Origin of the sequence: Enemella evansiae (assembly GCF_004362375.1) — a bacterium.
Lineage (GTDB): Bacteria > Actinomycetota > Actinomycetes > Propionibacteriales > Propionibacteriaceae > Enemella > Enemella evansiae.
In genome coordinates, this window is sequence record NZ_SNXA01000009.1 from 464437 (window position 1) to 488406 (window position 23970).

At 70.9% G+C, this 23970-nt stretch carries 21 protein-coding genes; 9 read left to right on the forward strand and 12 right to left on the reverse strand.

Features of this window, described 5'->3' with window-relative positions; all coding sequences use genetic code 11:
- Position 1: 1 nt before the first annotated feature.
- Positions 2 to 493, reverse strand: a complete 492-nt coding sequence (locus C8D81_RS10265; RefSeq protein ID WP_094355328.1) for an ASCH domain-containing protein — start codon at positions 491 to 493, stop codon at positions 2 to 4.
- A gap of 218 nt (positions 494 to 711) precedes the next feature.
- On the opposite strand from C8D81_RS10265, the gene C8D81_RS10270 reads away from it, so the two are divergent.
- The gene (locus C8D81_RS10270) at positions 712 to 1497 is read left to right on the forward strand and encodes a VOC family protein (RefSeq protein WP_094427075.1); all 786 of its coding nucleotides are present in this window, start codon (positions 712 to 714) and stop codon (positions 1495 to 1497) included.
- A gap of 12 nt (positions 1498 to 1509) precedes the next feature.
- On the opposite strand, the gene C8D81_RS10275 is transcribed toward C8D81_RS10270, so the two are convergent.
- Entirely contained in the window at positions 1510 to 2424 is a 915-nt protein-coding gene (locus C8D81_RS10275) for an amidohydrolase family protein (protein ID WP_094429862.1), read from the reverse strand.
- A gap of 28 nt (positions 2425 to 2452) precedes the next feature.
- Here C8D81_RS10275 and C8D81_RS10280 point away from each other — a divergent pair, with 28 nt between their 5' ends.
- Positions 2453 to 3253, forward strand: coding sequence for a DUF7134 domain-containing protein (locus C8D81_RS10280; RefSeq protein ID WP_094429861.1), 801 nt, complete (start codon positions 2453 to 2455; stop codon positions 3251 to 3253).
- A gap of 103 nt (positions 3254 to 3356) precedes the next feature.
- On the opposite strand, the gene C8D81_RS10285 is transcribed toward C8D81_RS10280, so the two are convergent.
- From C8D81_RS10285 to C8D81_RS10295, 3 genes are all read right to left on the reverse strand, one after another.
- Positions 3357 to 4799 carry an alkaline phosphatase PhoX gene (locus tag C8D81_RS10285; protein ID WP_094355302.1) on the reverse strand — a complete coding sequence of 481 codons (1443 nt, stop codon included), beginning with the start codon at positions 4797 to 4799 and terminating at the stop codon, positions 3357 to 3359.
- Between the two features lie 405 nt (positions 4800 to 5204).
- The gene (locus C8D81_RS10290) at positions 5205 to 6800 is read right to left on the reverse strand and encodes a septal ring lytic transglycosylase RlpA family protein (protein ID WP_133626011.1); all 1596 of its coding nucleotides are present in this window, start codon (positions 6798 to 6800) and stop codon (positions 5205 to 5207) included.
- 109 nt (positions 6801 to 6909) lie between these two features.
- Positions 6910 to 7914, reverse strand: coding sequence for an FAD-dependent monooxygenase (locus C8D81_RS10295; protein ID WP_133626012.1), 1005 nt, complete (start codon positions 7912 to 7914; stop codon positions 6910 to 6912).
- Positions 7915 to 7956: 42 nt separating this feature from the next.
- Here C8D81_RS10295 and C8D81_RS10300 point away from each other — a divergent pair, with 42 nt between their 5' ends.
- Genes C8D81_RS10300 through C8D81_RS21955 form a run of 4 tightly spaced genes read left to right on the forward strand, consistent with a single transcriptional unit; the run spans position 7957 to position 11637 of the window.
- On the forward strand, positions 7957 to 8487 hold the full coding sequence (locus C8D81_RS10300; protein WP_133626013.1) for a TetR/AcrR family transcriptional regulator: 531 nt from the start codon (positions 7957 to 7959) through the stop codon (positions 8485 to 8487).
- Between the two features lie 7 nt (positions 8488 to 8494).
- Complete coding sequence (hrpB, locus tag C8D81_RS10305) at positions 8495 to 11023, forward strand: ATP-dependent helicase HrpB (RefSeq protein WP_133626014.1); 2529 nt, start codon at positions 8495 to 8497, stop codon at positions 11021 to 11023.
- Between the two features lie 57 nt (positions 11024 to 11080).
- Positions 11081 to 11287 carry a zinc-binding dehydrogenase gene (locus C8D81_RS21560; RefSeq protein ID WP_324614825.1) on the forward strand — a complete coding sequence of 69 codons (207 nt, stop codon included), beginning with the start codon at positions 11081 to 11083 and terminating at the stop codon, positions 11285 to 11287.
- Entirely contained in the window at positions 11284 to 11637 is a 354-nt protein-coding gene (locus C8D81_RS21955) for an NUDIX domain-containing protein (protein WP_407644071.1), read from the forward strand. Before C8D81_RS21560 ends, C8D81_RS21955 begins: the two co-directional genes overlap by 4 nt.
- On the opposite strand, the gene C8D81_RS10315 is transcribed toward C8D81_RS21955, so the two are convergent.
- Positions 11603 to 14806: a DEAD/DEAH box helicase gene (locus C8D81_RS10315; protein WP_133626015.1), complete on the reverse strand. Its 3204-nt coding sequence runs from the start codon at positions 14804 to 14806 to the stop codon at positions 11603 to 11605. The genes C8D81_RS21955 and C8D81_RS10315 overlap by 35 nt on opposite strands.
- A 63-nt stretch (positions 14807 to 14869) precedes the next feature.
- Positions 14870 to 15076: a hypothetical protein gene (locus tag C8D81_RS10320; protein WP_133626016.1), complete on the reverse strand. Its 207-nt coding sequence runs from the start codon at positions 15074 to 15076 to the stop codon at positions 14870 to 14872.
- A gap of 43 nt (positions 15077 to 15119) precedes the next feature.
- On the opposite strand from C8D81_RS10320, the gene C8D81_RS10325 reads away from it, so the two are divergent.
- Complete coding sequence (locus tag C8D81_RS10325; protein ID WP_094401816.1) at positions 15120 to 15740, forward strand: hypothetical protein; 621 nt, start codon at positions 15120 to 15122, stop codon at positions 15738 to 15740.
- Here C8D81_RS10325 and C8D81_RS10330 read toward each other — a convergent pair.
- Complete coding sequence (locus tag C8D81_RS10330; RefSeq protein ID WP_094360138.1) at positions 15697 to 16653, reverse strand: LysR family transcriptional regulator; 957 nt, start codon at positions 16651 to 16653, stop codon at positions 15697 to 15699. The genes C8D81_RS10325 and C8D81_RS10330 overlap by 44 nt on opposite strands.
- 132 nt (positions 16654 to 16785) lie before the next feature.
- Between C8D81_RS10330 and C8D81_RS10335 the strand changes: the two genes are divergently transcribed.
- Positions 16786 to 17037 (forward strand): hypothetical protein, encoded by a 252-nt coding sequence (locus C8D81_RS10335; protein ID WP_094360140.1) that lies wholly within the window; start codon positions 16786 to 16788, stop codon positions 17035 to 17037.
- Positions 17038 to 17131: 94 nt separating this feature from the next.
- Here C8D81_RS10335 and C8D81_RS10340 read toward each other — a convergent pair whose 3' ends face one another.
- Both C8D81_RS10340 and C8D81_RS10345 read right to left on the reverse strand, forming a co-directional pair.
- Entirely contained in the window at positions 17132 to 19846 is a 2715-nt protein-coding gene (locus C8D81_RS10340; RefSeq protein WP_133626017.1) for a CHAP domain-containing protein, read from the reverse strand.
- Positions 19847 to 20096: 250 nt separating this feature from the next.
- Positions 20097 to 21662, reverse strand: coding sequence for a catalase (locus C8D81_RS10345; RefSeq protein WP_094359030.1), 1566 nt, complete (start codon positions 21660 to 21662; stop codon positions 20097 to 20099).
- Between the two features lie 254 nt (positions 21663 to 21916).
- Between C8D81_RS10345 and C8D81_RS10350 the strand changes: the two genes are divergently transcribed.
- A complete protein-coding gene (locus C8D81_RS10350; RefSeq protein ID WP_133626018.1) occupies positions 21917 to 22351 on the forward strand; it encodes a hypothetical protein in 435 nt (144 codons plus the stop codon).
- Positions 22352 to 22569: 218 nt separating this feature from the next.
- Here the strand turns inward: C8D81_RS10350 and C8D81_RS10355 are convergent, their stop codons facing one another.
- Positions 22570 to 22845: an acylphosphatase gene (locus tag C8D81_RS10355; RefSeq protein ID WP_094359024.1), complete on the reverse strand. Its 276-nt coding sequence runs from the start codon at positions 22843 to 22845 to the stop codon at positions 22570 to 22572.
- Positions 22846 to 22865: 20 nt separating this feature from the next.
- Positions 22866 to 23858, reverse strand: a complete 993-nt coding sequence (locus tag C8D81_RS10360) for a patatin-like phospholipase family protein (protein ID WP_094359022.1) — start codon at positions 23856 to 23858, stop codon at positions 22866 to 22868.
- Between the last annotated feature and the right edge of the window lie 112 nt (positions 23859 to 23970).

The window sequence follows — 23970 nt, forward strand, 5'->3', positions numbered from 1 at the left end:
TTCACCGGGTGACGAGGACCTTGAACCGCTCCAGCACCACCGGCATGTCGGCGCTGAAACCCCGGTCGTGGCCGGCGTGCTGGGTGAAGAACTGCTGGTGCACCTCGCGCCAACCCGCCAGCGACCGGTCGCCCTCGCCCTCGGCGTACGCATGATCGGAATCCACCTGGTCGAACGGGACCACACTGACCTCGGTGGTCCGGATCAGGGCGCGGGGATGGCCGGCGCCGTCGAGGATGATCGAGAGGTCACCGGGGGTCGGCAGCGCCTCCCCCTCGACCTTGTAGTCCCATTCGGCGCTCGCGGTGGCGGTCTTGGTGCCGTCGAGGACCAGTTGCAGCAGCCGGTCGGCCTGGTCCGGATCGGCGCCGAAGGACCAGGCGGGCGGCGGCATCGACTCCGAGGTGGTGGGGCCGGTGAGGGCGTGGGCCGGATTCAGCCCGGCACGTACCCGCGCATCGGCCCAGAATGCCTCGATCTCCTGCTGGTCCATACCGGTGAGCGTACCCGCGTCGCGCGGCCCCGTCGCCGCCCGGAGCCGCGATCCATCGAACCCTGGGTGCATCCGTCGCGTGCTGCAGCACTCCATGGATGGCGCGATGGTTCGATGGATCGCGGATGCCGCAAGATCGGACAAGCGCGGGCGGTGCGGGGAGGTCTAGCGTGAGGCCCACCGGTCGGGTGACCGGTCGCTTGACTCGAGGAGAGAGCATGGCCAGCAATACCCGCACCGGTGCCCCGATCTGGATCGACCTGTCCACCCCGGACACCGAGGGCGCGAAGAAGTTCTACAGCGAACTGTTCGGCTGGGAGTTCACCGACACCGGTGAAGACTTCGGTCACTATCAGATGATCACCAAGGACGGGTTGCCCGTCGGCGGGGCGATGAGTTCGGAGATGGGCGACGGGTCCGCGCCGACGGCCTGGGGTGTCTATCTGCGCAGCGAGGACAATGCCGCCACCGTGCAGGCGGTGAAGGACAACGGCGGGCAGGTGCTGTTCGACGCGATGCCGGTCGGTGAGCTGGGGTCGATGGCCATCTACACCGACCCGAGCGGTGCCGCGATCGGCTCCTGGGAGGTCAAGGAGTTCGCCGGCTTCGAGACCCCGCAGACGCAGGGTACGCCGGTCTGGTTCGAGCTGATGAGCACCGACTACGATGCCGTTGCGCCCTTCTACGAAAGGGTTTTCGGCTGGACGCTCAGCCCGATGGATCCCGACGACACCAGCTTCCGTTATTCGACCTTCGGCGAGGGCCCGGAGGCGGCCGCCGGCCTGTGCGATGCGAAGAACTTCATCGGTGATTCGCCGTCGTTCTGGCGGATCTATCTGGCCGTCGACGACACCGACGCGGCGGTGGCGAAGATCACCGAGCTGGGCGGCAAGCTGCTCGACGGTCCGGAGGATTCGCCGTTCGGACGGTTCGCCACCGTGGCCGACCCGCAGGGGGCGATGTTCCAGATCAACGCCACCGCGAAGGGCGACGCACCGGCCTGATGGCGTCCGGGATCAGGGCGCGCCGATGAGGCGTACGCCGTTGTCCCAGCAGACCTGACGCAGCCACCCGCTGCCCAGCTCGAGGCGTTCCAGCGCCTCGAGCTGGTGCAGATAGGGGTAGGGGATGTTCGGGAAGTCGGTGCCCAGCACCACCCGGTCCCCGTGGTCGGCGAGCCTGGGCAGCAGCTCGGTCGGGAAGGGCATCAGCCGTTCGGTGAAGTCGGTGAACACCATCGTGGTGTCCAGCCAGACATTCTCGTGTTTTTCCACCAGGGCGAGGAAATCGGCGTACTCGGGCATTCCGGCGTGCGCGATCACCAGCGGAAGCCGGGGGTGCCGGCGGAGCAGCTCGGCGATCGGCTCCGGGCCGGTGTGCCGGCCGCGATTCGGGCCGTTGCCGCAGTGGATGACCGTCGGCGTACTCGAGTCGGCGAGTTGCCCCCATACCTTCTCCAGCAACCGATCCAGCGGATCGTAACCGCCGACCTGGACGTGGGCCTTGAAGATCACCGCACCGTCGGCCAGCGCCTTGGCCACGTAGCCGGCGGCGGACTCCTCGGGATAGAAGGTGGCACTGTGCGCGCAGTCGGGGGTACGCCGGGCGAAGTCGGTGGCCCAGTCGTTCAACCACTCGGCCATCCCCGGTCGGTGCGGATAGAGCAGAGAGGTGAAGCGGCGGACACCCAAGGAGCGCAGGATTTCCAGCCGTTGGCCCTCGTCGTGGCGGTAGCTGATCGGCCAGCGCAGCGGGCCGTGTTCGGGGTGCTCGGTGAGCTGGTCGAAGAAGGCCCACACCTTGGTCAGCACCCGTTCGGGCATGAAATGGGTGTGCACGTCGACCACCCCGGGCAGGCCGTGGCGGGTGCAGAACTCCTGGACCCGGGCTGCCTCGTCGGCCGGTGGTCGTTGCGTCGAGAGGGGTGTCATATGGGGGTGAGCCTATTACCGTGGGGACATGTTCCGCGGCAGGACCTCAGTGACCCAGGGCGCGCACGAAGACCTCGTGCTGTTCGGCCTGGTGGTGCTGATGACGCTGGTGCTGCCCGGGCTGGTCGCGGTGTCGCTGGGGTTCTGGGCGTACGCCACCCCCGCGCAGGCGGTGGTCGGGGTGGCGATGGTGGTCCCGCTGTTACTGCGTACCCGACACCCGATGGTGATGCTGGCGCTGGTCACCGCGGCCGGGATCGCGCACCTGTTCGTCACCGACCGGCCGCTGCCCTCGCTGGTGGTGGTCCCGATCGTCGCCTACTCGGTCGCGCGGCTGGTCCGGTCCCGCTGGTCCCGGGTGGCGGTAGCGATCGGTGCGCTGGCCTCGATCGCCGGCCCGATCACCTGGTACGAGCCGGATCGCGGCTGGAACCCGGAGATCGCCACGCTCACGGTGCTGGGCTGCGGGCTGATGGTGCTGACGCCCTACATCATCGGCCGCCGGCGGCTGGAGACCGCGATCGAGGACAAGAACCGGGCCCGCGCCGCACAGGAGGCCGCCGAGACGATCCTGGCGGAACGGGAGCGGAACCGGCAGTTGCAGGAAACTCTTGTCCGCCAGCAGATCGCCAGCGAATTGCACGACATCGTGACCCATTCGGTGTCGCAGATGGTCGTGCAGGCCGAGGGTGGTCGCGCCGCCTCCCGGAAGCGTCCCGAGCTGGCCGCCCAGGCACTCGATGAGATCTCCGAGACCGGGCGCGAGGCGCTCACCGAGATCCGCCGGGTGGTCACCCTGCTGCGGGATGAGCGTACGCCGCACCAGTGACTTCGTCTGGTGACTGCGTTCCTCGCTCAGTCGACGGCGGGCGCCGCCCGGTCCGGAATCCCCACGGGGACAGGGATTCCGATCCGGACGGCGCGTTCGGGGGTCACCTGTTCTTCTTGCCGCCGTTGGAGTTCGGTGCACCGTTCGACGGACGGCCCCACGGGCCGGTGATGGCCAGCGTGTAACCGGGGCCGCTCTGGATGTTGCAGAACAGCGTGGTGCCGGCCTTGTTGAACACCGGGCCGCAGAACTCGGAATCGTTGACCTGGTTGAGCGCCAGCGGATAGGCCTTGCCCTGCTCGGTGATGCCGACCAGATGCTGCTTGCCGTCGCCGTCCTCGGCCAGGATCAGGCCACCGTAGGGGGAGACGGTGATGTTGTCCGGGCCGTCGAAGTTGGTGCCCTCCTCGTCCGGGTTCGGATTCACCCCGAAGATGGTGGTCAGGGTGATCCGCTGCTTGCTCGGGTCGTAGTGCCAGACCTGGCCGTCGTGCTCGGCGACCGAACCGTCGGAGGTGCGGGCGAAGCTGGCGACGAAGTAGGCACCGCCGTCACCCCACCACTGGCCCTCGAGCTTGCGGGAGCGGGTGATCTGGTCCTCGGTGAACTGCTTGCGGACGCTGAGGGTGCGGGCGTCGCGGTCGGGGACCTTGACCCATTCGACGCGGTACCTGGTGTTCACCTCGGTGGCCTGGGCCAGGTCGCGGACGTGGTTGCCGGCCTCGTCGAAGCACTTCATCGCCTCCAGCGCACCGACCTCGACGGCGCCGTCCTTGGCGAGCTTGTGCAGCGAGTGCAGACCACCGGTGAAACCGGCCGGCGGGGTCCAGCGGTAGTAGAGACCGTTGGGGTTGCCGGCGTCCTCGGTGAGGTAGATGTGGAACGTCTCGGGATCCACCGCGACCGCCTCGTGGGCGTACCGGCCGAGGAACTTCAGCGGGATCGGCGCCATGCCCACGTTGGCCTGCTGGCTGGCCGGGTCGACCTCGAAGACGTAGCCGTGATCCTTGGTCAGCGCACCACCGGCGCGGGCCTCGGTCTCCTCACAGGTCAGCCAGGTGTTCCACGGGGACACCCCGCCGGCACAGTTGTTGATGGTGCCGGCCAGCGAGGTGTAGTGCTCCCGCACGTTGTTCTGGGCGTCGATCAGGAAGGTGCTGGTGCCGCCGCGGGCGCCGGTGTCATAGACGACGCCGCTGTCCTGATGCGGAACGGCGTACTTCTCGGAGCCGCCGATCTCGTGGTTGGAGATCAGCGTGCTGGCGCCGTTGCCGGCGTCGAAGACACCCATCGCGTCCGGATCGGAGGGCTGCACCATGCCGCCGCTGGCCTTGCCGGACTCGGCGATCACCGTGTAGCTGAACCCCTTGGGCAGCGCGAGAATGGCGCCCGGGGTGTACTGCAGGGGCCCGTAACCGAGCGCGGGCTTGGTGGCGGCAGCGGCCTCACGGACGAACGGCGCCAGGCTGCCGGCGCCGCTGATGGCGAAGCCGAGCACGGCGGCGGAGCCGCCGAGGAAGCCACGGCGAGTGACGGAGTCGGTCATGGGGAGTCCCTTCATCGAGTGCAGACCCACCCATCCAACTCACCGCCCGGTACGCCCACCCGGCCAGCAGGTGACCGATCGGTGAACGTCCGCTGAGGTTCCTCTCATGCCGGAACCCCGGACGCGATCCATCGACTCGTCAGTGCATACCCCTTTCCCTCTAGCAATCCACTGATGCACCGAGGATTCGATGGATGGGACGCGGCCGGCCGAGGGGCGGGGTGATGGCGCGCCGCGCGCGAGCCGACATCACGGGAGGCGAGCGTCCAGCGGCGCGCCCCCGCGATGCAGGCCCACCAAGGAGAAATCCCCGCGTGGCTCACGCCACCATCCGCCGACCCACCGCGCGGATTTCGACGACTGGGCCGAAGAGCGGGGTGATGGCGCGCCGCGCGCGAGCCGACATCAAAGGGGCGTGACGTCGACGTTGATCAGGCCCTGCCGCGGGTCGCCGATGGCGGAGAAGGAGGCGGTGGACAGGTCGATGCAGCGGCCGGCGACGTAGGGGCCGCGGTCGTTGATCCGGACGTCGACGCTGCGCCCGTTGGCCAGGTTGGTCACCCGGACCCAGGTGTTGAACGGCAGCGTCTTGTGGGCCGCGGTCATCGCGTTCGGGTTGAAGTATTCACCGGAGGCGGTCAGCTGACCCTCGCTGTAGAGCGAGGCCACGCACTTCTCGCCGTTCAGCACCGGGGCGCCGTTGTCGACCGAACCGGTGGCCGGGTTGTAGACCAGCTTGTCGCCCTGGAAGTTCTGGGTGATCGTGCCACCGGTGCCGAACTCCGAGGAGGTCGGGTAACCGAGCCGGCCGGCCTCCCAGCCCTGAGCGGCGTACCCGGCGAGGATCGCGCCACGCACCGGATGCGAACCCGACGGCGGCGACCAGTAGATCATTCCGCCCTGCAGTCGCTGGGCGCAGCCGCCGTCGCGCAGTCCGCAGAACTCACCTTCGGTCGGGTAGCCGAGCGGGCCGGTCTCGAAACCGGCGCCGGCGTACGCCTGGCTGATGGCTCCCCACATCGGGGCCGGGCCGGAGGCGGGCCACCAATACATCAACCCGCCCTGGTAACGCTGCGCACAACCACCGTCGCGCAACCCGCAGAACTCACCCTCGATCGGGTAACCGAGCTTGCCGGTCTCGAAACCGACCCGGGCGTATCCCTGGCCGATCGAACCCCAGACCGGGCGGGGGCCGGAAGCCGGCGACCAATACATCAGTCCGCCCTGGTAACGCTGCGCGCAACCACCGTCGCGCAGCCCGCAGAACTCACCCTCGATCGGGTAACCGAGCTTGCTGTTCTCCCAGGCCACTCCGGCATAACCCTCGCGGATCGAGCCCCAGACCGGGTTGGCACCGGAGGCGCCGGACCAGTAGAAGAGGCCGCCCTGGTAGGTCTGCACGCAACCGCCGTCGCGCAGGTCGCAGCGCTCGTCGGAGATCGGGTAGCCGAGCCGGCCGCGCTCCCAGGCGTAGTTGCCCCAGGCCTGGGCGATCGATCCGCGCACACTCCAGGGACCGCTGGCCGGGGACCAGTAGATGGTGCCGCCGGTGAAGCGGTGGAAGCAGCCGCCGTCGCGCAGCCCGCAGACCTCGGGGGCGACCGGGGCGCCGAGCCAGCTGTTGTAGCCGCCCATCGCGGTCCACTTCTGCCCGATGATGCTGCCCTCCTTGGGCAGGTTCGGGTCGGTGGTCGGCGCCGCGGCGGCCCGCTGGGCGACCGGTGCCGGCGTCGGGGAGGCGGTCGGCCCGGGGGTCGGCGTGGCGGCCGGGGTCGGGCTGGGTGCCGCCGTCGGCGCGGGGACGACCTGCTGGGTGCCGGTACGCGCGGTGGGCGCGGTGGCGGTCGGGGCGCTCGGGGTGGCGGTGGGCGACGCGGTCGCGGACGGGGTCGCCGTCGGTGTGGGGGTGGGTGTCGGGGCGGCCCACGCGGGGGCGACCTGCAGTCCGAGCACGGCCACCAGGCCGACGACAGCGGCGCCGAGCCGCGCGAATCCGGTCACAGTTCCTCCAAGAGATCCCCGGGACAATCCGGCCGATTATGACATTCTGAGAGCACTCTGAGGAAATCTGAGGAAAAACTCACACCGGCCTCGCGCGCCGGGTTTGCCGTCAGCGCACCAGGGTGCCGACCGTGCGCAGCAGCGGATCGCGCAGCGGCCCACCGCCCAGGCTGAGCCGGCGCATCGCGGCGGCCAGCCGCCGGATCCGCTGCGTCGGCCGCCGGCGTACCCGGTCGTAGCGGGCGAGCGCCTCGGCGGGCGGTGCAGACCCGAGCGCCTCCGCCAGCACCGCGGCATCCACCAGCGATTCGCAGGCGCCGCGGCCGAGATTGGGCGACATGGCGTGCGCCGCGTCGCCGATCAGCACCGTCCGACCGTGGACGAAGCTGGGCAGGGACGGCGCCTCGACGATCCGGTTGACCAGCGTCTGCCCCGGCGTGGCGGCGCCCAGCACCGCGCGGACCGGCGCCGGGAAGTCGGCGAAGGCGGCGCGCGCCCGGTCCAGCGCCTCCGCCGGCCCGGCCCGGAACTCGGGCAGGGTGGCGAACCAGTTGGTGAGCCCGTCGGGATGCGGGGTGCTGCCGAAATGCGCACCCCGGCCCCAGTACTCCCCCGGCTCCACCGGGAACGGAACCAGGCCGCGCAGCGCGACGATGCCGGTCGAGGTGGCGCCGCGGCCGAAGATCCGTTCCCGGGTGATGCTGTACGCCCCATCGGCCCCGATCACCAGCTCGGCCTCGCTCGTGCCGGGGTCGGCGACCCGGGTGCCGACCCGCTCGACGTGTGGCCCGACCGCCTGATCGAGCCAGTCGAGGAGCTGCACCCGGGTGACCAGCCACACCTCGGGCACCCGGGTGGAGTGCACCAGCCGCCGACCGGCGGCATTCCAGATGCTGCCCGCGGTGGGGCGTACGCCGGCGGCGCGGACCCGCTCGGCGAGACCGAGCGCCGCCAGCGAGGGCATCGCGAAGGGCCAGATGCCGAAACAGGTGCCGACCTCGCGGGCGCCCCGGCCGGCGTCGAGCACCCGGATCCGGAAGCGATGCGGGTCGAGCCGGGCGGCCAGCGCGAGCCCCGCGACACCGCCGCCGATGATGTCGATGGTCGTGACCATGGGCGCACATTACTACAGATGTAGTGCCCTAGGCTCGGGGCCATGTCCGATCGTCGTCACCAGATCGCCGAGGCCGCGCTGCGGGTGGTCGCCGGCGGCGGACTGCGTGCGCTCACCCATCGGGCGGTGGATGCCGAGGCGGGCGTCCCGGTGGGCAGCGCGTCCAACTGTTTCCGCACCAGGGCGGCCCTGGTCACCGCCGTCGCCGACCGGCTGGCCGAGCTGGACCGCGCCGAGGCCGATCGGTTGACCGCAGCTCCGCCGCAGACCCTCGAACAGGTGGCGGAGCTGATCGCCTCCTTCGCCCGTTGGCAGACCAGCGGTGCCGCCGCCGAGGCGACCCGGGTCCGGTTGGAACTGGCGACGCACCTGGATCTGAGCCGGCAGCACCAGCGGCTGCTGGACGATTTCACCGCGGTGCTCGCCGGTGTCGGGGTCGCCGATCCGCTGGCGGCCGCCCGCCGGGCCGCGGACTATCTGGATGGGGTGGTGCTGCACGCGGTGACCATTCCCGACCGCACCGTCGACCAGGCCGAGGTGCGCGCTGCGGTGTACGCCCTGTTGAGCATGTGAGCGCGCGATGAGCCCGCGCTTCGACTTGGACCGGATCGGTTCCGGCCTGCCGGTGGCGGCCGCCCTGCCGAGGCTGCGGGACTCCCTGGCCGAGCACCGGGTCGCGGTGGTCCAGGCGCCACCCGGTACCGGCAAGACCACCCTGGTGCCGCCGGCGCTGGCCGAGCTCGGGACCGGGGGTCGGGTGGTCGTCACCCAACCGCGGCGGGTGGCGGCCCGGGCAGCGGCGCGGCGGCTGGCGTCGCTGGCAGGGGTACGCCTGGGCGAGGAGGTCGGCTTCACCGTCCGCGGCGAGCGCCGCCGCTCGGCGCGAACCCGGGTCGAGTTCTGCACCACCGGGGTGCTGCTGCGCCGGTTGCTCACCGATCCCGAACTGCCCGGCATCGACGCGGTGGTGCTGGACGAGGTGCACGAGCGGCAACTCGAATCCGATCTGGCGCTGGGCATGCTGCGGGAGCTCCTGGAACTGCGGGAGGACCTGTCGGTGGTCGCGATGTCGGCCACCCTGGCGGCCGATCGGTTCGCCGCAATCCTCGGCAGCGTTGAGAATCCGGCACCGGTGGTGTCGGTTCCCGACGTGCTGTTCCCGCTCGAGGTCGGCTGGCGACCGGCGCCGGCCGGGGTGCGCACGCTGGACGCCCGCGGCGTCACCCGGGAGTTCTGCGGCCACGTCGCCGACACCGCGGCGGCGGCCCTCGCTGAGCACCAGGGCGATGTGCTCGTGTTCGTCCCGGGAGCCTGGGAGGTGGATCAGGTCTGCGCCGCACTGCGCGGCCGGCTGGGTCCGGCGATCCCGGTGCTGCCGCTGCATGGCCGGCTGTCGGCGCGGGAGCAGGACGCCGCACTCACCCCGGGTGCACACCGGCGGGTGGTGGTCGCCACCGCGGTCGCGGAGACCTCGTTGACCGTGCCCGGGGTGCGGATCGTCGTCGATTCCGGGTTGTCGCGGCAGCCGCGTCACGACGCCACCCGGGAGCTGACCGGGCTGGTGACCGTCTCGGTGTCCCGGGCGACGGCGATCCAGCGAGCGGGCCGGGCGGCGCGGCTCGGCCCCGGTCTGGTGCTGCGCTGCTGGCCGGAGGATGCCTGGGCGCGGGCCGCGGAGTCCGATCGGCCGGAGATCGCGACCGCCGACCTCACCGGTGCGATGCTGGATCTGGCCTGTTGGGGTACGCCGCGGGGTGCGGGTCTGGCGTTGCCGGATCCGCCGCCGGAGGTGGCCGCCGATCGCGCCGAGGAGACCCTGCGTGGACTGGGTGCGATCGACGACGCCGGTGCCGCGACCGATCTCGGCCGGCGGTTGGTGCGGTTGCCGGTGGACCCGCGGTTGGGCCGGGCACTGCTGGACGGCGCACCGCGGCTCGGCGTGCGGCGCTGCGCCGAGGTGGTGGCGATGCTGGCCGCCGACGACGGCGGCCGGGAGACCGATCTGACCGCGCGCTGGCGGGCGCTGCGTCGCGGCACGGCACCGGGGGCGAAGGCGTGGGCCGATCAGGCGCAGCGACTGGCCGAGCTGGCGCCGACGGGCGATGGCCGGGATTCCCAGCAGGAAAGGGTTTCCGAGGATCAGGCGGTGGGCTGGGTGGTGGCGCTGGCCTTCCCGCAGCGACTGGCCCGCGCCCGCGGGGGCGCTGGGGCGTACCTGCTGGCCTCGGGGACCGGCGCCGAGCTGCCGAAGGGTTCCCCGCTGCGGGGGCAGCCCTGGCTGGCGGTCGCCGAGCTGGGGCGTACCGAGACCGGCGCGGTGATCCGTGCCGCCGTACCGGTCGATGAACCGCTCGCGCTGGCGGCCGGCGCCGAGCTGCGGCGGGAGGCCGATGAGGTGAGCTGGGCAGAGGGCCGACTGGCCGGGCGCCGGGTACGCCGACTCGGGGCCATCGAGCTGTCCGCGACACCGGTCCGCCCGGATCCGGCCCGGGGCCGCGCTGCCGTCGCCGAAGCCCTGCGCCGCAAGGGATTGTCGCTGTTGCCGTGGCCCACCGCGGCGGTGACGTTGCGGAACCGGTTGGCCCTGCTGCACCGGGTGTTCGGCGACTGGCCGGCGATGGACGACGCGGCGCTGCTGGAGCGACTCGCGGACTGGCTCGGGCCGGAGCTGGATGCACTGGCCGCAGGCGGCCGGTTGTCGGCGGTGGACACGGCCGGTGCGCTGCGGCGCCTGCTCGACTGGCGGCAGGCCGCGGAACTGGACCGGTTGGCGCCGACCACCATCGAGGTGCCGTCCGGGTCACGGATCCGGCTCGGCTATCCCGACCACGACGAGCCGGAGCCGACGGTGCGGGTCGCGGTGAAACTGCAGGAGACCTTCGGCCTCGCCGAGACCCCGCGGATCGCCGACGGCCGGATACCGCTGGTGTTCGAGCTGCTCTCCCCCGCCGGCCGCCCGCTCGCGATCACCGCGGACCTGGCGAACTTCTGGAACGAGGTCTATCCGCAGGTCCGTGCCGAGAACCGCGGCCGCTACAGCAAGCACCCGTGGCCGGAGGACCCGTGGACCGCCCCACCCCGCCGCGGTACGACCCGTTCGGGACGATGACCACGCTCATCGAAGCAGATCAGCAGCAACACCCTGTGGTTCGGCGGCATCGGGGTACTGGGCTTCAACCTCGGCGCACTCTCCGCGGCAGACCCGACCCTCGTCGGCAGCTATCTGCGCCGTGCACTCGCCCTGGTCGCTTCCGGTGAGGCCACGGTGCACATCGCTGAGCAGCTCCCGATCCAGGATGCGCCGCGTGTGCTGGCCGCACTGCGCGCCGGTACCACGGTCGGGAAGGCGGTGCTCATCCACCAGCTGCCGTGAGTGGGCACCGCAGCGGCAGCGGTCCAGGCCACGGCGTCGAGGTGCCCGCCGGGACGATCCCCGCCGGAGAAGAACCGGAGCGCGCCGCCCTACGAGCGGCCCGAGAGAAGACCGGACTCGAGACTCGCGGTGGCCTGCGGAATCTGCGGCTCGATCGCGGAATCGGCCGATCTGGGCCCCGATCGGGAATCGAGCCGCAGATTTCGGTGCGCTGCTCGCGGGTCGCGGCATCATCTCGAGACGCTCTGCATTGCTCCGCTGCGCTCCGCATGCCGAGTTACTCGATGAGCGTCCGGACTGTTTTGACCGGATTCCCTATTCCAGCAGGGATTCCAGCTCGTCGGCGGTGAGCCGGGGTGCGGCCTCGTCGCCGCTGCCGAGCAGGCCGGCGGCGAGTTCGGTCTTGCGCGCGCCGAGGGCGACGACCTTCTCCTCGATGGTGTCGGCGGAGACCAGCCGATAGACCAGCACCGATCGTCGCTGCCCGATCCGGTGCGCGCGGTCGATCGCCTGCTGCTCGGCGGCGGGATTCCACCACGGGTCGAGCACGAACACGTAATCGGCCTCGGTGAGTGTCAGCCCGACCCCGCCGGCCTTCAGGCTGATCAGGAACACCGGTTGGTCGCCGTCGCGGAACTCCTGCACCACCCGCTGCCGGTCCCGGGTGGTGCCGTCGAGATAGCAGCAGGCGATCCCTGCCTCGGTGAGCGCCTCCCGGACCCGGGCGAGATAGCTGGTGAACTGGCTGAACACCAGCGCCCGATGCCCCTCACCGGCCAGCTCGGTGACCAGCTCGACCAGGGTCTCGGTCTTCGCCGAGTGCGGCGTCCGCCTCCCGCCCGCCTCGTCCGCGGTGGCACCGATTCCCTCGTCGATCGCGAGCTGCCGCAACCGGGTCAGCCCGGCCAGGATCTCGATCCGGTTGGCGTCCGGATCGGCGAGCAGGCCCAGCATCCGTTGCCGTTCCCGGGCGAGCTGCCGGTCATAGCGGCGCCGATGCCCGGGCGCCAGCGGCACCGACAGCACCTGGACGTGCTTCTCCGGCAGGTCGGCGGCGACCAGTTCCTTGGTCCGACGCAGCAGCAGCGGCCGGATCCGGTTCCGCAACCGTTCCATCAGCTCGGGCTGCCGCCCGGACTCGATCGGTCGGCGTACCTCGGCGTTGAAATCCTCCAGCTTCGGATAGAGCCCGGGCGCGACCAGCGCCAGCTGTGCCCACAGGTCGACCAGCGAGTTCTCCACCGGCGTACCGGTGACCGCCATCGTCACCTCCCGCCGCAGCCGGCGCACCGCCTGATGGGTGCGGGCGCGCGGGTTCTTCACCGCCTGGGCCTCGTCGAGCACCAGCACCGACCAGTCGTGGGCGGCGTACGCCTGGTCGTCGAGTCGCAGCAGGGTGTAGGAGGTGACGACCAGATCGGCCTCGGCGGTCAGCGCGGCCAGCTCGGCGCCGCTGGCCTTCAGCGTCCGATCGATCACCACCACCCGCAGGCCGGGGGTGAAGCGGGCGGCCTCACCGGCCCAGGTGCCGAGCACCGATGTGGGCGCGACGACCAGGGCGGGTGGCTCGTCGGTGCGCTGCTGGCGGCGCTGCAGCAACGCGGCCAGGGTCTGCAGGGTCTTGCCGAGGCCCATGTCGTCGGCGAGCAGGCCACCGAGCCCGGCGCTCCACAGCCGGTGCAGCCACTGGTAGCCGACCAGCTGATAGGGCCGCAGCTCGGCCAGCAACCCCACCGGTGGCGGCACCTCCGCGGAATCGGCGGTGACGAGTGCGCCGACGGTACGCCGCCAGCGCTCGGCCTGTTCGACGATCACCCCGACATCGGCCAGCTCCCGCCACAACGCCACATCGTCGCGGCTGATCCGCAGCTCGTCGCGCCGATCGGTGAGCAGGTTGGCCTCCTCCAGCAGCTCGGCGAGCCGCGCCAGTTCGGGGCTGTCCAGGCGGACGAACCGGCCCGAGGGGCTGACCAGCAGTTCCTGGTGGGCGCGGAGCGCGCGGATCACCTCGACCAGCGGCACCCGCTCACCATCCAGCAGCAACCGGCCGCCGAGGTCGAACCAGTCCCGCTCGTCGCTGTCGGTGACCTGCCACTCGACGCGGGCCTCGGTGGCCTCGGCATAGTCCAGCACCTCACCGGTGTGCAGCAGTTCGACCCGCTCGTCGGCGGTCAACCGCGGTTCCACCGTCGAGCGGAAGAGTGCGGCCCGGGCGGCGTCCAGGCGGGCGGATCCGGAGCCGAGCAGCTCGGCCAGCTCCGGCAGCTCGGCGACCAGCGCCGCCCGCAGCTCCTGCTCGACCACCGGGGAGCGGCGCGGGCCACCGCGCTCGACGAGCAGGCCGACCTCGCGCTCGCCGGTGGCGTCGGCGTACACCCAACTCCAGGCCAGCTCGATCCCGCCGGTGCCGAACCCGCGGATGGTGCCGCGCAGCCGCAGCGTCTCCCCCTCGGGCAGTGCGGCCACCTGGTCCGCGCCGGTGACCGGGGCGCGTTCGCGGAGCCGGGGCAGATAGTCGGCGACGAAGTCGCTCACCTCCTCGGGCGGGATCCGCACCTGCGCCAGTTGGGTCAGCGGACGTAGCCCCGGGTCGGGGTCACACGGTCGCAGCACCAGCTCCGCACCGGTGTCGACCAGCGCGGCGGTCGGCGGATTTCCCAACAGCTGAACCGATTCCAGCGGTGTCCCATCGAGCGCCTGGACGCCGAGCACCACCTGGTCATCGTCGTCGCGGGCCAGCCGGGCGCCGAGCGGCAGCTCGGCGAAATCCACGCCCACCCCGCGGCTCTCCCCACCGCCCTGCAGATGCTGTGCATGGGGCACGAACTCGCAGCCGGCGTCGCGGACCTGACCCAGCAGCCGCCAGGCCCCGGGCCCCAGATCGCCGAAGTCCAACACCCCGCCACTGTGGTAATAGGGCCGGTGCAGATGGGCGAGTTCGCGCAGCGCCCGCAGCTGATCAGGACGGTACTGCTGGTCCGCACCCGGTGCATTCACCGTCGACCACTGCAGGTTCTTCGCCCAGCGATCGCCCTTCTTCACCCGGCGGGTGGGCAGGAACTGCACCGCCCAGTCCCGACCGTAACGCAGCGCCGAGACCTGCAGCGCGAGCGGACCCTGCCCGGGTTCACCACGGGACTCGGCCGGGATCGCCAGCAACTGGTCGAGCTGCCGTCGCCACCGGGGGCTGCTCGGCCGGGCGCGGAGCCAGAGCAGCACGGTCAGCACGTGCTTGCAGTCGAAACCCATCGGGCAGCTGCAGTTGCCGCGGAACACATCCGGGGTGCCGACCGGGGTGAGCAGCACGTCGTAACGCCGGGTCCCGGTGACCTCGGCGAGCACCACCGACGCCTGGCTGGGCACCTGCACCGAGCGGACCCGGCCACCGTTCAGATAGGCGCGGGCGCGGTTCAGCGTCAACTCACCGAACCGGCGCAGCAGCTCCGCGTCGGTGGGCGCGTCCCACCAGCCGCGGGCCGGTATCGGCGCATGGCCGAGCGCCTGCTGATCCCACTCCACGCCTCGAATCTAGGCGCCCGCACCGACAGGCACGAGCCGTCGGGGAGGGTTGTCCACAGGTTTCTAGGACTGATCGCCGTCCGGGCGGCCCTCGGTGGCGCGCTCGTGCAACCGTTCCCGCACCTGGTCGGGGGTGTACGCCCGGCGGGCGCGCTCGTCGCGGGCGACCAGGACGCCACCAGCGGCGACCGAGACCAGCCCGGCGATGCCGAGGAACTTCCACACCGGCGCGATCCGCCGCTTCACCCGATCCCTGGATGCCGCCTTCATGGTCACTCAGGGTAGTGGCCCGGTCTCCGGCACACTGGGTCGCATGCCGCTCAGCCTGACCGAAGCCCTGGAGGCCAGTCGCACCGGTGACCTGTGGATCTTCCGCGGCACCAGCCGCGCCGATCGCGCGATCCGGGCGGTGACGAATGCCCCGGTCAACCACGTCGGAATGGCTGTGGTGCTTGAGGATCTGCCCCCGCTGATGTGGCATGCCGAGCTGGGCCGGTCACTGCCCGATGTCTGGACCGGCGGTCATCATCCGGGGGTGCAGCTGCACGATCTGGGTGATGCGGTGCACCGCTGGCGGGATCGCTACCACCAACGGGCGTGGCTGCGGCAGCTGAGTCCGGAGGTCGGCCGCGAGGCCGAGGATTCCTTGCTGCGCACGATTGCCCGGCTCGACGGGGTCAGCTTCCCCTCCACCGGCCGCCTGGCCTGGCGCTGGCTGTCCGGCCGGTTCGCCGACTGGCGGCTGCCCGGTGGCGGCGCGCCGACACCGACCGCCGCGTTCTGCGCCGAGGTGGTCGCGGTGACCTATCAGGAGATGGGCATCCTGCCGACCGACCGGCCGTCCAACTGGTACGACCCCGGCAGCTTCTGGAGCGGTGACGTGCTGGAACTCAATCCCGGCTGGCGGCTCGGCGAGGAGATCGCCGTCGACTGATCCCGCTTGCCGTCGGCGCCAGGGGGTCACGCCGGGACGCGTCCTGCAACCCGGCGACCACCCGGTGCACCTGCGGGGCGTCCTCGACCGCCTTGCGCACCCGCAGGGTGAGCTGCCGGGTCGGGGTCGGATTGACCAGGTCGCGGGCGACCACCCCGGGAACCAGGTCGAGGGTGCACAACCGGGGCACGATCGTCACCCCGACGCCGGCCCGGACGAAGGCGATGGCCGGCAGATGGTCGTCGGCGCGGACGGCGTACTCGGCGACGAAACCGGCCGCCGCGCAGGCCTGGTCGACGCGCAGTTGGCAGCTCGACTCCGCGCTGTCGGAGGCGATCCAGGTCTCCCCGCGCAGGGCGGAGAGTTCGACCTGGTCCTGCTCGGCCAGCGGATGACCCACCGGGAGGATCACCTGATAGGGCTCCTCCATCAGGTCGTGATCCCGGAATCCCAACCGGGCTGGGAATTCCGGATTCTTCACGAAGACCTCGATGTCCATCCGGTCGCTCTCGCTGCCTTCGGGAACCTCCCGCACGAAGAGCCCCAGCCGCAGCCCGGGGAAGTCGCGGACCACCTCGGCGATGATGCCGGGCATCCACGCCATCCCCACCGAGGAGATGTAGGCGACCGACAGTGATCCGGTACGCCCCACGCGCAGGTCCGCGACCCGGGACTCGACCTCGTCGAGGCTGCCCAGCACGCCCCCGGCGGCCTCGGCCAGCTCCAGGCCCGCCGCGGTCGGTTCGACCCCGCGGCCGACCCGTTCCAGCAGTGTCAGCCCGGTCTCGCGCTGCAGGGTGGTCACCTGCTGGCTGACCGCCGACGGGGTGTAACCCAGATTGGTCGCGGCGGCCTGGATGGAGCCTGCGGCGACGACCGCGCGGAACACCCGGAGCCGGTTCACATCGATCATGGGATCAGTACAGCATCCCTTAAGTGTGGTTCACAAGAGTTCGCTTGTGCTGATGTGTTGCGAGACCGATGATGGAACTGCCGGCACCACCAGACAGTTCCATCGATCCCTTCCAGCACAGGAGAAATCGCCATGACCGCACAACTGATCGGCCTGGGCGTGCTGGCACTGACCATCGGCCTGGTCGTCGCCGCCCTCGAACTCAACCAGCGCCTGCCCCGGCCGCCCGCGGCGCACCGCGGTGACGCCGACACCCGCCGCCTGCTCACCGACCTGGGCCACGCCCGCGACCGCGAGTGGCAGCGCCGGCCAGATCCCTTTCCGGCCCAGCGGCGGCACCGCGACGAACTCGCCCAGCTCGAGCTGCAGTCGCTTCATCAGTGAGCCTCACTGCGATCCATCGAACCTGACGTGCATCCCTCCAACCCTGTAGCAGTGGGGAATTGCACCCAGGGTTCGATGGATCGCAGCCGGGCGCCTAGTAGAGGTACGCGTCGGCGCGGACGCTCTTGCGAGTGCCGTAACCGCCCGGGGTCGCCCAGTTGTACTCCTCCACGCTGGCGGTGCCGTCCGGGTTCACCGCGGTGACGATGGCGGTGTGACCGTAGCCGGAACTGGTGCTGGAGGCCGCCCACCAGGCGATGGCGCCGACCTTCGGCGTACTGCTCACCGTGCGGCCCCGCTCGACCCAGCCCTGACGCCAGCCGCGGGCGTTGCCGTCGCCGCTGCGCGGGGCGATCTCGCTCCACACCATGCCGCGCTTCCAGGCGGCGAAGTCGGTGCAGTTGCGGTAGGCGAAGCCCCGCTCGGAGTAGACCGAACCGTTCTTGCACCACAGGCTGCCACAGGCATAGGCGTTGGCATCGGGATAGCTGCCCGGTACCAGCGGGATGCCGCCCCCGGTGCCACCGCCGGCGCCGGGCTGGGTGACCTGACCGGTGGCCTGGTCGAAGACCAGCTCACCACCCTGGAACTTCTGGGTGATCTTGCCGCCGCTGGGTGCGGATTCGGCACTGGTCGGATAGCCGAGCGTGCCGGTCTCCCAGCCGAGTTCCCCATATTTGTTGAAGATCGCGCCGCGTACCGGGTTCGGTCCCGAGCCCGGCGACCAGTAGATGATGCCGCGCTCGTAGCGCTGCGCGCAGCCGCCGTTCTTCAACCCGCAGAACTCGAACTCGATCGGGTAGCCGAGCGGGCCCTTCTCCCAGCCCTGGCCCTCGAAGGCGGTGCGGATCGCACCCCAGACCGGGTAGGTGCCGGTGCCCGGGCTGAAGTACTCGTAACCGGACTCGAAGCGCTGGCCGCAGCCGTTGCCGACCAGCCCGCAGAACTCACCCGAGGTCGGGTAGCCGAGCTTGCTCTTCTCATAACCCACGGCGGCGTAGTTGCCGAGGATCGCACCCCAGATCGGCTGGGCGCCGCCGGCCGGGGAGTAGTAGACCATGCCGCCGGCGAAGCGCTGGGCGCAGCCGCCGTCGCGCAGCCCGCAGAACTCACCCTCGGTCGGGTAGCCGAGCTTGCTGCGCTCGAAGCCGACCGAGCCGTACGCCCCCTGGATCGCCCCGCGGACCGGCTGCGCGCCGGTCGCGGCGGTGTAGTACATCATCCCGTTGGCGAACCGCTGGCCGACACCGCCGGAGACCAGGCCGCCGAACTCGGGGCTGCTCGGGTAACCCATCGCACCGGTCTCGTAACCCATCGCGGCGTACCGGTCCAGGATCGAACCGCGGACCGGATTGGGGCCGGTGGCCGCCGACCAGAGGATCAGGCCGTCGGTGAAACGCTGGCCACAGCCGCCGTCGCGCAGGCCGCAGAACTCGTCCGAGGTCGGATAGCCGAGCGGACCGGCCTCGAACTTCTGCGGGGCGTACGCCTCCAGCATGCCGCCCCAGACGGTGTGCGCGCCGGTGCCCGGGGACCACAGCACCAGGCCACCGGTGAAGCGCTGGCCACAACCGCCGTCGCGCAGCCCGCAGAACTCACCCGAGGTCGGGTATCCCAGCCGGCCCTTCTCGTAACCGCCGGCGGCGTACTTGTCCAGGATCGAGCCGCGCACGTGGTAGGCGCCGACGCCCGGAGCGTAGTAGGCCAAGCCGCCGGTGAAGCGCTGCACGCAACCGCCGTCACGCAGGCTGCAGTCCTCGTTCGAGGTCGGGTAGCCCAGCGGGCCCCGCTCGTAGCCCTGGCGCGCATAGTCGGTGCCGATGGCGCCCTTCACGGTGAAGGTGCCCGACTTCGAGCTGTAGACCAGGCCGCCGGTGAAGGACTGCACACAGCCGCCGTCGCGCAGGCTGCAGTCCTCGGGTGCGGTCGGGTAGCCGAGGACACCGGACTCCCAGCCCTGGCCGGCGTAGTGGTTCAGGATCGAGCCCCAGACGTTCACCGCGGGGGTGCGGGGGCTCCAGTAGATGTTGCCGCCGGTGTAGCGCTGCACGCAGCCGTTGTCGCGCAGGCCGCAGATCTCATCGGAGCGGGGGTAGCCCAGCGCACCGGTCTCCCAGCCCAGCTTGCCCCAGCGCTCGGCGATGGAGCCGCGGACCGACCAGGCGCCGCTGGGCATCGACCAGTAGATCGAGCCGCCGGTGAAGACCTGGTAGCAGCCGCCGTCACGCAGGCCGCAGATCTCGGCGGTCAGCGGGCCGCCGAGGAAGCTGTTCATCCCGCCCAGGCTGTTCCACTTGTCGCCGATGGCTCCGCCGACGGTGGGCGCCGGGCCGGCCGCGCGCGGGTCCGCCGGGCCCTCGGCGAGCTGCGGGCCGGCGAGCTGGGGGGTGGCGCCCGGCGTGGCGGTCGGACTCGGGGTCGGGGGTACGCCCGGGGCGGCGGTCGCCGTCGGCTGGGCGGTCGCCTGGCCCGGGGTGGCGCTCGGGGTCGGGGTCGGCGTCGCGCAGGGGTCGGTGACCGAGGTGGGTGACGCGGCGGGGGTGCCGGGTGTCGCACCGGGGGTGGCGCTGGCCGTCGCCGTCGGGTCGGCCGTGGGAGTCGGCGTCGGTGCGCACTGCGGGGTCGCGGTCGCGGTCGCCCGCGCGGAAGCGACCGGCGCGGGTGCCGATTCGGCAGTGGGCTCAGGGGTGGCCTCGGGGGTCGCGCTCGGCGTGGGCGAGGTCGGTGCCGCATCGGCACCCGGCCCCCCGCCGACCAGCATCGCGGCCAGCACACTCAGCACGGCCAACAGCCGCAGCACGACTCTCATGGGGGTTCCTCAGGTTCTATCGACAGGTCGATCGCCATTCTTGAGTACCACTCGTCACACGTGAAACCTGAACCACACAAGGAAATGCGGGCACCATGCGCCTCAGCGGAAGATCACACGCCTGTCATTTCAGGGTTCACCCTTACGGGGCGCGGGCCAGCGCCGGCTGAGAGAGTCTTAACCAGTCGGTGAAAAAGCATTGACCCCGGGTCGAGAGTTTCGACCCGGGGTCACGCTTCGGTGCGGTTGATCAGTTGCTGGCCTGCGTCGCGCTCTCGCGCTCGGCGGTCTCCAGCCGCTCGGCCGCCTCGTCGGCCTGGCCGCCGGGATTGTCCCCGGCATCGTCGGCGTTGTACGCCTGCTCGATCCGCTCACCGATGCTGGCGTCGACGTTCTTCCAGTAGTCGAAGGCGCGCTTCAGCACCTCACCGGAGACACCACCCTTGAGATGGCCGACCACGGTCTTCACGAACCGGTCGCGCTGGGCGTCGTCGAAGACCTCGCGGACCAGCGTGCCGGCCTGGGAGAAGTCGTCGTCCTCGGCCGAGCGCACGGTCTGCGCCCGGCGTACCAGGTCACCGTCGACCTTGAACGACTCGTCGGAGACCCCGGTCTGATCGGAGAACGGGGTGCCCTGGGTGTTCGGCGCGTACATCGCCGCGTCCCCGGAGTGGTCGTAGGCCATCGGGCCGTCGTAGGCGTAGGTGTGACCCTGGGTGCGCGGCTTGTTGACCGGCAGCTGCAAGTAGTTGGCGCCGATCCGGTGCCGGTGGGTGTCGGCATAGGAGAACACCCGGCCGAGCAGCATCCGGTCCGGGGAGAAACCGATGCCCGGTACCAGCGCGGACGGCTCGAAGGCCGCCTGCTCGATCTGGGCGAAGAAGTTCTCCGGGTTCTTGTTCAGCGTCATCTTCCCCACGTCGATCAGCGGGTAATCCTTGTGGGACACGGTTTTGGTGACATCGAAGATGTTGACCCGGTAGGTGAAGCCCTCCTCGAACGGGATCACCTGCACCCGCAGCGTCCAGCTCGGGAAGTCCCCCTCCTCGATGGCGGTGTAGAGGTCACGGCGATGCGCGTCGGCGTCCTCTCCGGCGACCTGGAGCGCCTCCTCGCCGGTCAGCCCCTCGACGCCCTGGTCGGAGTGGAAGTGGTACTTGACCCAGAACTTCTCCCCGGCGGCGTTGATCCACATGTAGGTGTGCGAGCCGTAGCCGTTCATGTAGCGGTAGGAACGCGGGATGCCGCGATCACCCATCAGGTAGGTGACCTGGTGCGCCGACTCGGGGTTCAGGGTCCAGAAGTCCCACTGCATCTGGTTGTCGCGCAGACCGTTGCCACCGCGGCGCTTCTGGGAGCGGATGAAGTGCGGGAACTTCATCGTGTCGCGGATGAAGAAGATCGGGGTGTTGTTGCCGACCAGGTCGTAGTTGCCCTCGTCGGTGTAGAACTTCAGCGCGAAGCCGCGCGGGTCACGCCAGGTGTCCGGTGAGCCCATTTCTCCTGCCACGGTGGAGAATCGGGCCAGCATGTCGGTCTTCGCACCCGGCTGGAAGAGCGCCGCCTTGGTGTATTGCGAGACGTCACCGGTCACCTCGAAGGTGCCGAAGGCACCCGAACCCTTGGCGTGCACCACGCGCTCGGGCACTCGCTCGCGGTCGAAATGGGCCATCTGCTCGACGAAGTGGGTGTCGTGCAGCATGATCGGGCCGTCGGGGCCCGCGGTCAGGCTGTGCAGGTCGGATGCCGCACCGCTCCCGGTGCCGGCCAGGCTGCCGGAGGTGTTGGCATCAGCAGGGAACTGCTCCTCGGTCATGGTGGTTCTCCTTCCCTCGATATACCACGAAGTTTCCCAGAGCCCCGACCGCGGGCCGCAGCCGGGGTCGGGGCTCCGGAAACCCCCCGATCTCCGTTCCCTTACCCAGTTGGCGCCGCGCGATCCTCCGGCATCAGCGCACGGGTGGAGCCACCCAGGGACGGCAACCGGGCCACTCCGGTCACGCCCCTCCGCGTCTCGACGGCTGACGAAAAGGGCTTCACCTGGCGAGCGATCGGGCGGACACTGGAAGGGTGAACTGGTGGCTCGGGCTGCTCGGGGTGGTCCTGGTGTTCACCGGCTGGTGCCTTCGCAGGATGCGTACGCCGCAGCCGGCCGCTGCCGCGTCCCCGGACCCGGACCCGGACCTGCCACTGGATCCCGCCCTGGACGAGTTGTCCTCGGCGGCGGTGGTGGCGCTGCTGGAACCGGTGATCCGGCGGGCGGCGCCGCTGCGCGGGATCCGCCGGGCGCCGGCGACCGGCGCCACCCGGTTGCAGTTCGCCGACGGCACCGTGGTGCTGGTCCGCAGCCAGGGTGGCCAGCTGGCCATCCTGGCGATCCGGCTGCAGCACGAGTCGATCGTGCTGGTCGGCTGCCACCCGATGGGCTGCGGCGCCGAACTCGAGTTCAGCACCGGCCGGGGCCCGGTCAAGGCGCTCGCCGTCGGCCTCGATCAGGCCGACTGAGCGCCGGCCTTGCGAGCGCCATGCCGTCGTCGAGTCGGCTGATCCGGGCTTCGCGAGACACCAGAAACTGTGGTGAGACCCCTACTGCAACTGGGGTCCCGCGACAGTTACTGGTGTCTCGCCGCCCGTTACGCCACGGGATCCTCGCTGGGCGGGGGTCTGAGCCCGGTTGGGAGGGCTTCGTCTCGCTCGTACCCCGCTTGCTCAACCGGCGTCGGTCAGCGGACCTCGAAGCCGGCGGGCACCTCGGCCTCCGGGTCCTCGGTGGTCTCGACCGAGTCCACCGTCGCCGGCTCGGGACCCCGATGGGCCCAGTCGACCAGCCGCTGGACGGCATCGGCCGGCCCGGCGACCAGGGCCTCGACCGACCCGTCGGAGCGGTTCGCGACCCAGCCACGGACACCCAGCCGGCGCGCCTGGTCCAGCGTGGACTGCCGGAAGAACACCCCCTGCACCTGCCCACGGATGCGTACCCGCAACGTCACCTCAGCCATCCCACCAGTGTGGACCCCGCTCAGTAGTCGGTGACGTCGAGGGCCTGCTTCGCCTTCTCCCGGCCCAGTGCGATCATCTCGCTCGCCCGATGGAAATCCAGGGTGCCGGCGGCATCGGCGGCGATGGTGATCTGCACATCCGGCGGATTCGCCGCCATCCGGTAGCGGGTGATCATCGCCTGCATCGCATCCAGCGACTGCACGATCACATCGGTGGTCTTCAGCCCCCGCGGCAGTGCCCCGAAGACCAGGTCCGGGTCCACCTCGGCGACCGCCTGCGCGGTCTGCGCGGCCTTGTCGACGACCTCCTCGGCGGCGGTCGGCAAGGCGGCCTGGTCACCGCGCTCGGCACCCCGGGCCCGCAGCCAGTCCATGTCGAGATGGCCGAAGCCGCGGCGGATCCGCTCGAACCAGGGCGCACCGGGCTCGGGCTGGCTGGACTCGCGTACCGGCGGCCCGTGGGTCGCACCGGGCAACCCCGCCAGGTTCACCGCGACGGTGAAATCGGCGACCGAACCGAAGGTCGCATCGATCGGCACCGGGTTGACCAGGCCGCCGTCGACCAGCGTCCGGCCATTGATGACGACCGGGGTGATGAAGCTCGGAATCGCAATGGAGGCACGGATCGCGGCATCCAGCGGGCCGCGCTGGAACCAGACCTCGCGGCGGCTGTCCAGGTCGGTGGCGACCGCGGTGAACGGGATCGGCAACTGCTCGATCCGGGCCCCGTCGAGGATCTGGCTGACCCGGGCGATCACCCGCTCGGCCTTGATCACCCCGGGCCCGGTCAGGGCCGGGTCGAGGAGCCGCCAGACATCCCGCTGGGTCAATCCCGTCGCCCACTCGGTGAACGGCTCCAACCGGCCGGCCGCCTGCAATCCGCCGACGAGCGCCCCCATCGACGTGCCGGCGACCGATACCACTTCATGCCCGCGCTCGTGGAGTTCGGCGATCACACCGATATGCGCGTATCCGCGCGCCCCTCCCGAGCCCAGGGCCAACGCAACCCGCATACCTCAATACACCTCCGTCGCCGATCGTACGCGGCCACGGTTCAGGCGCGGGCGGAGATGACGCCGCCGACAAAGTCGATGACCAACCAGGCGCTGCCCGGGGTGATCAACT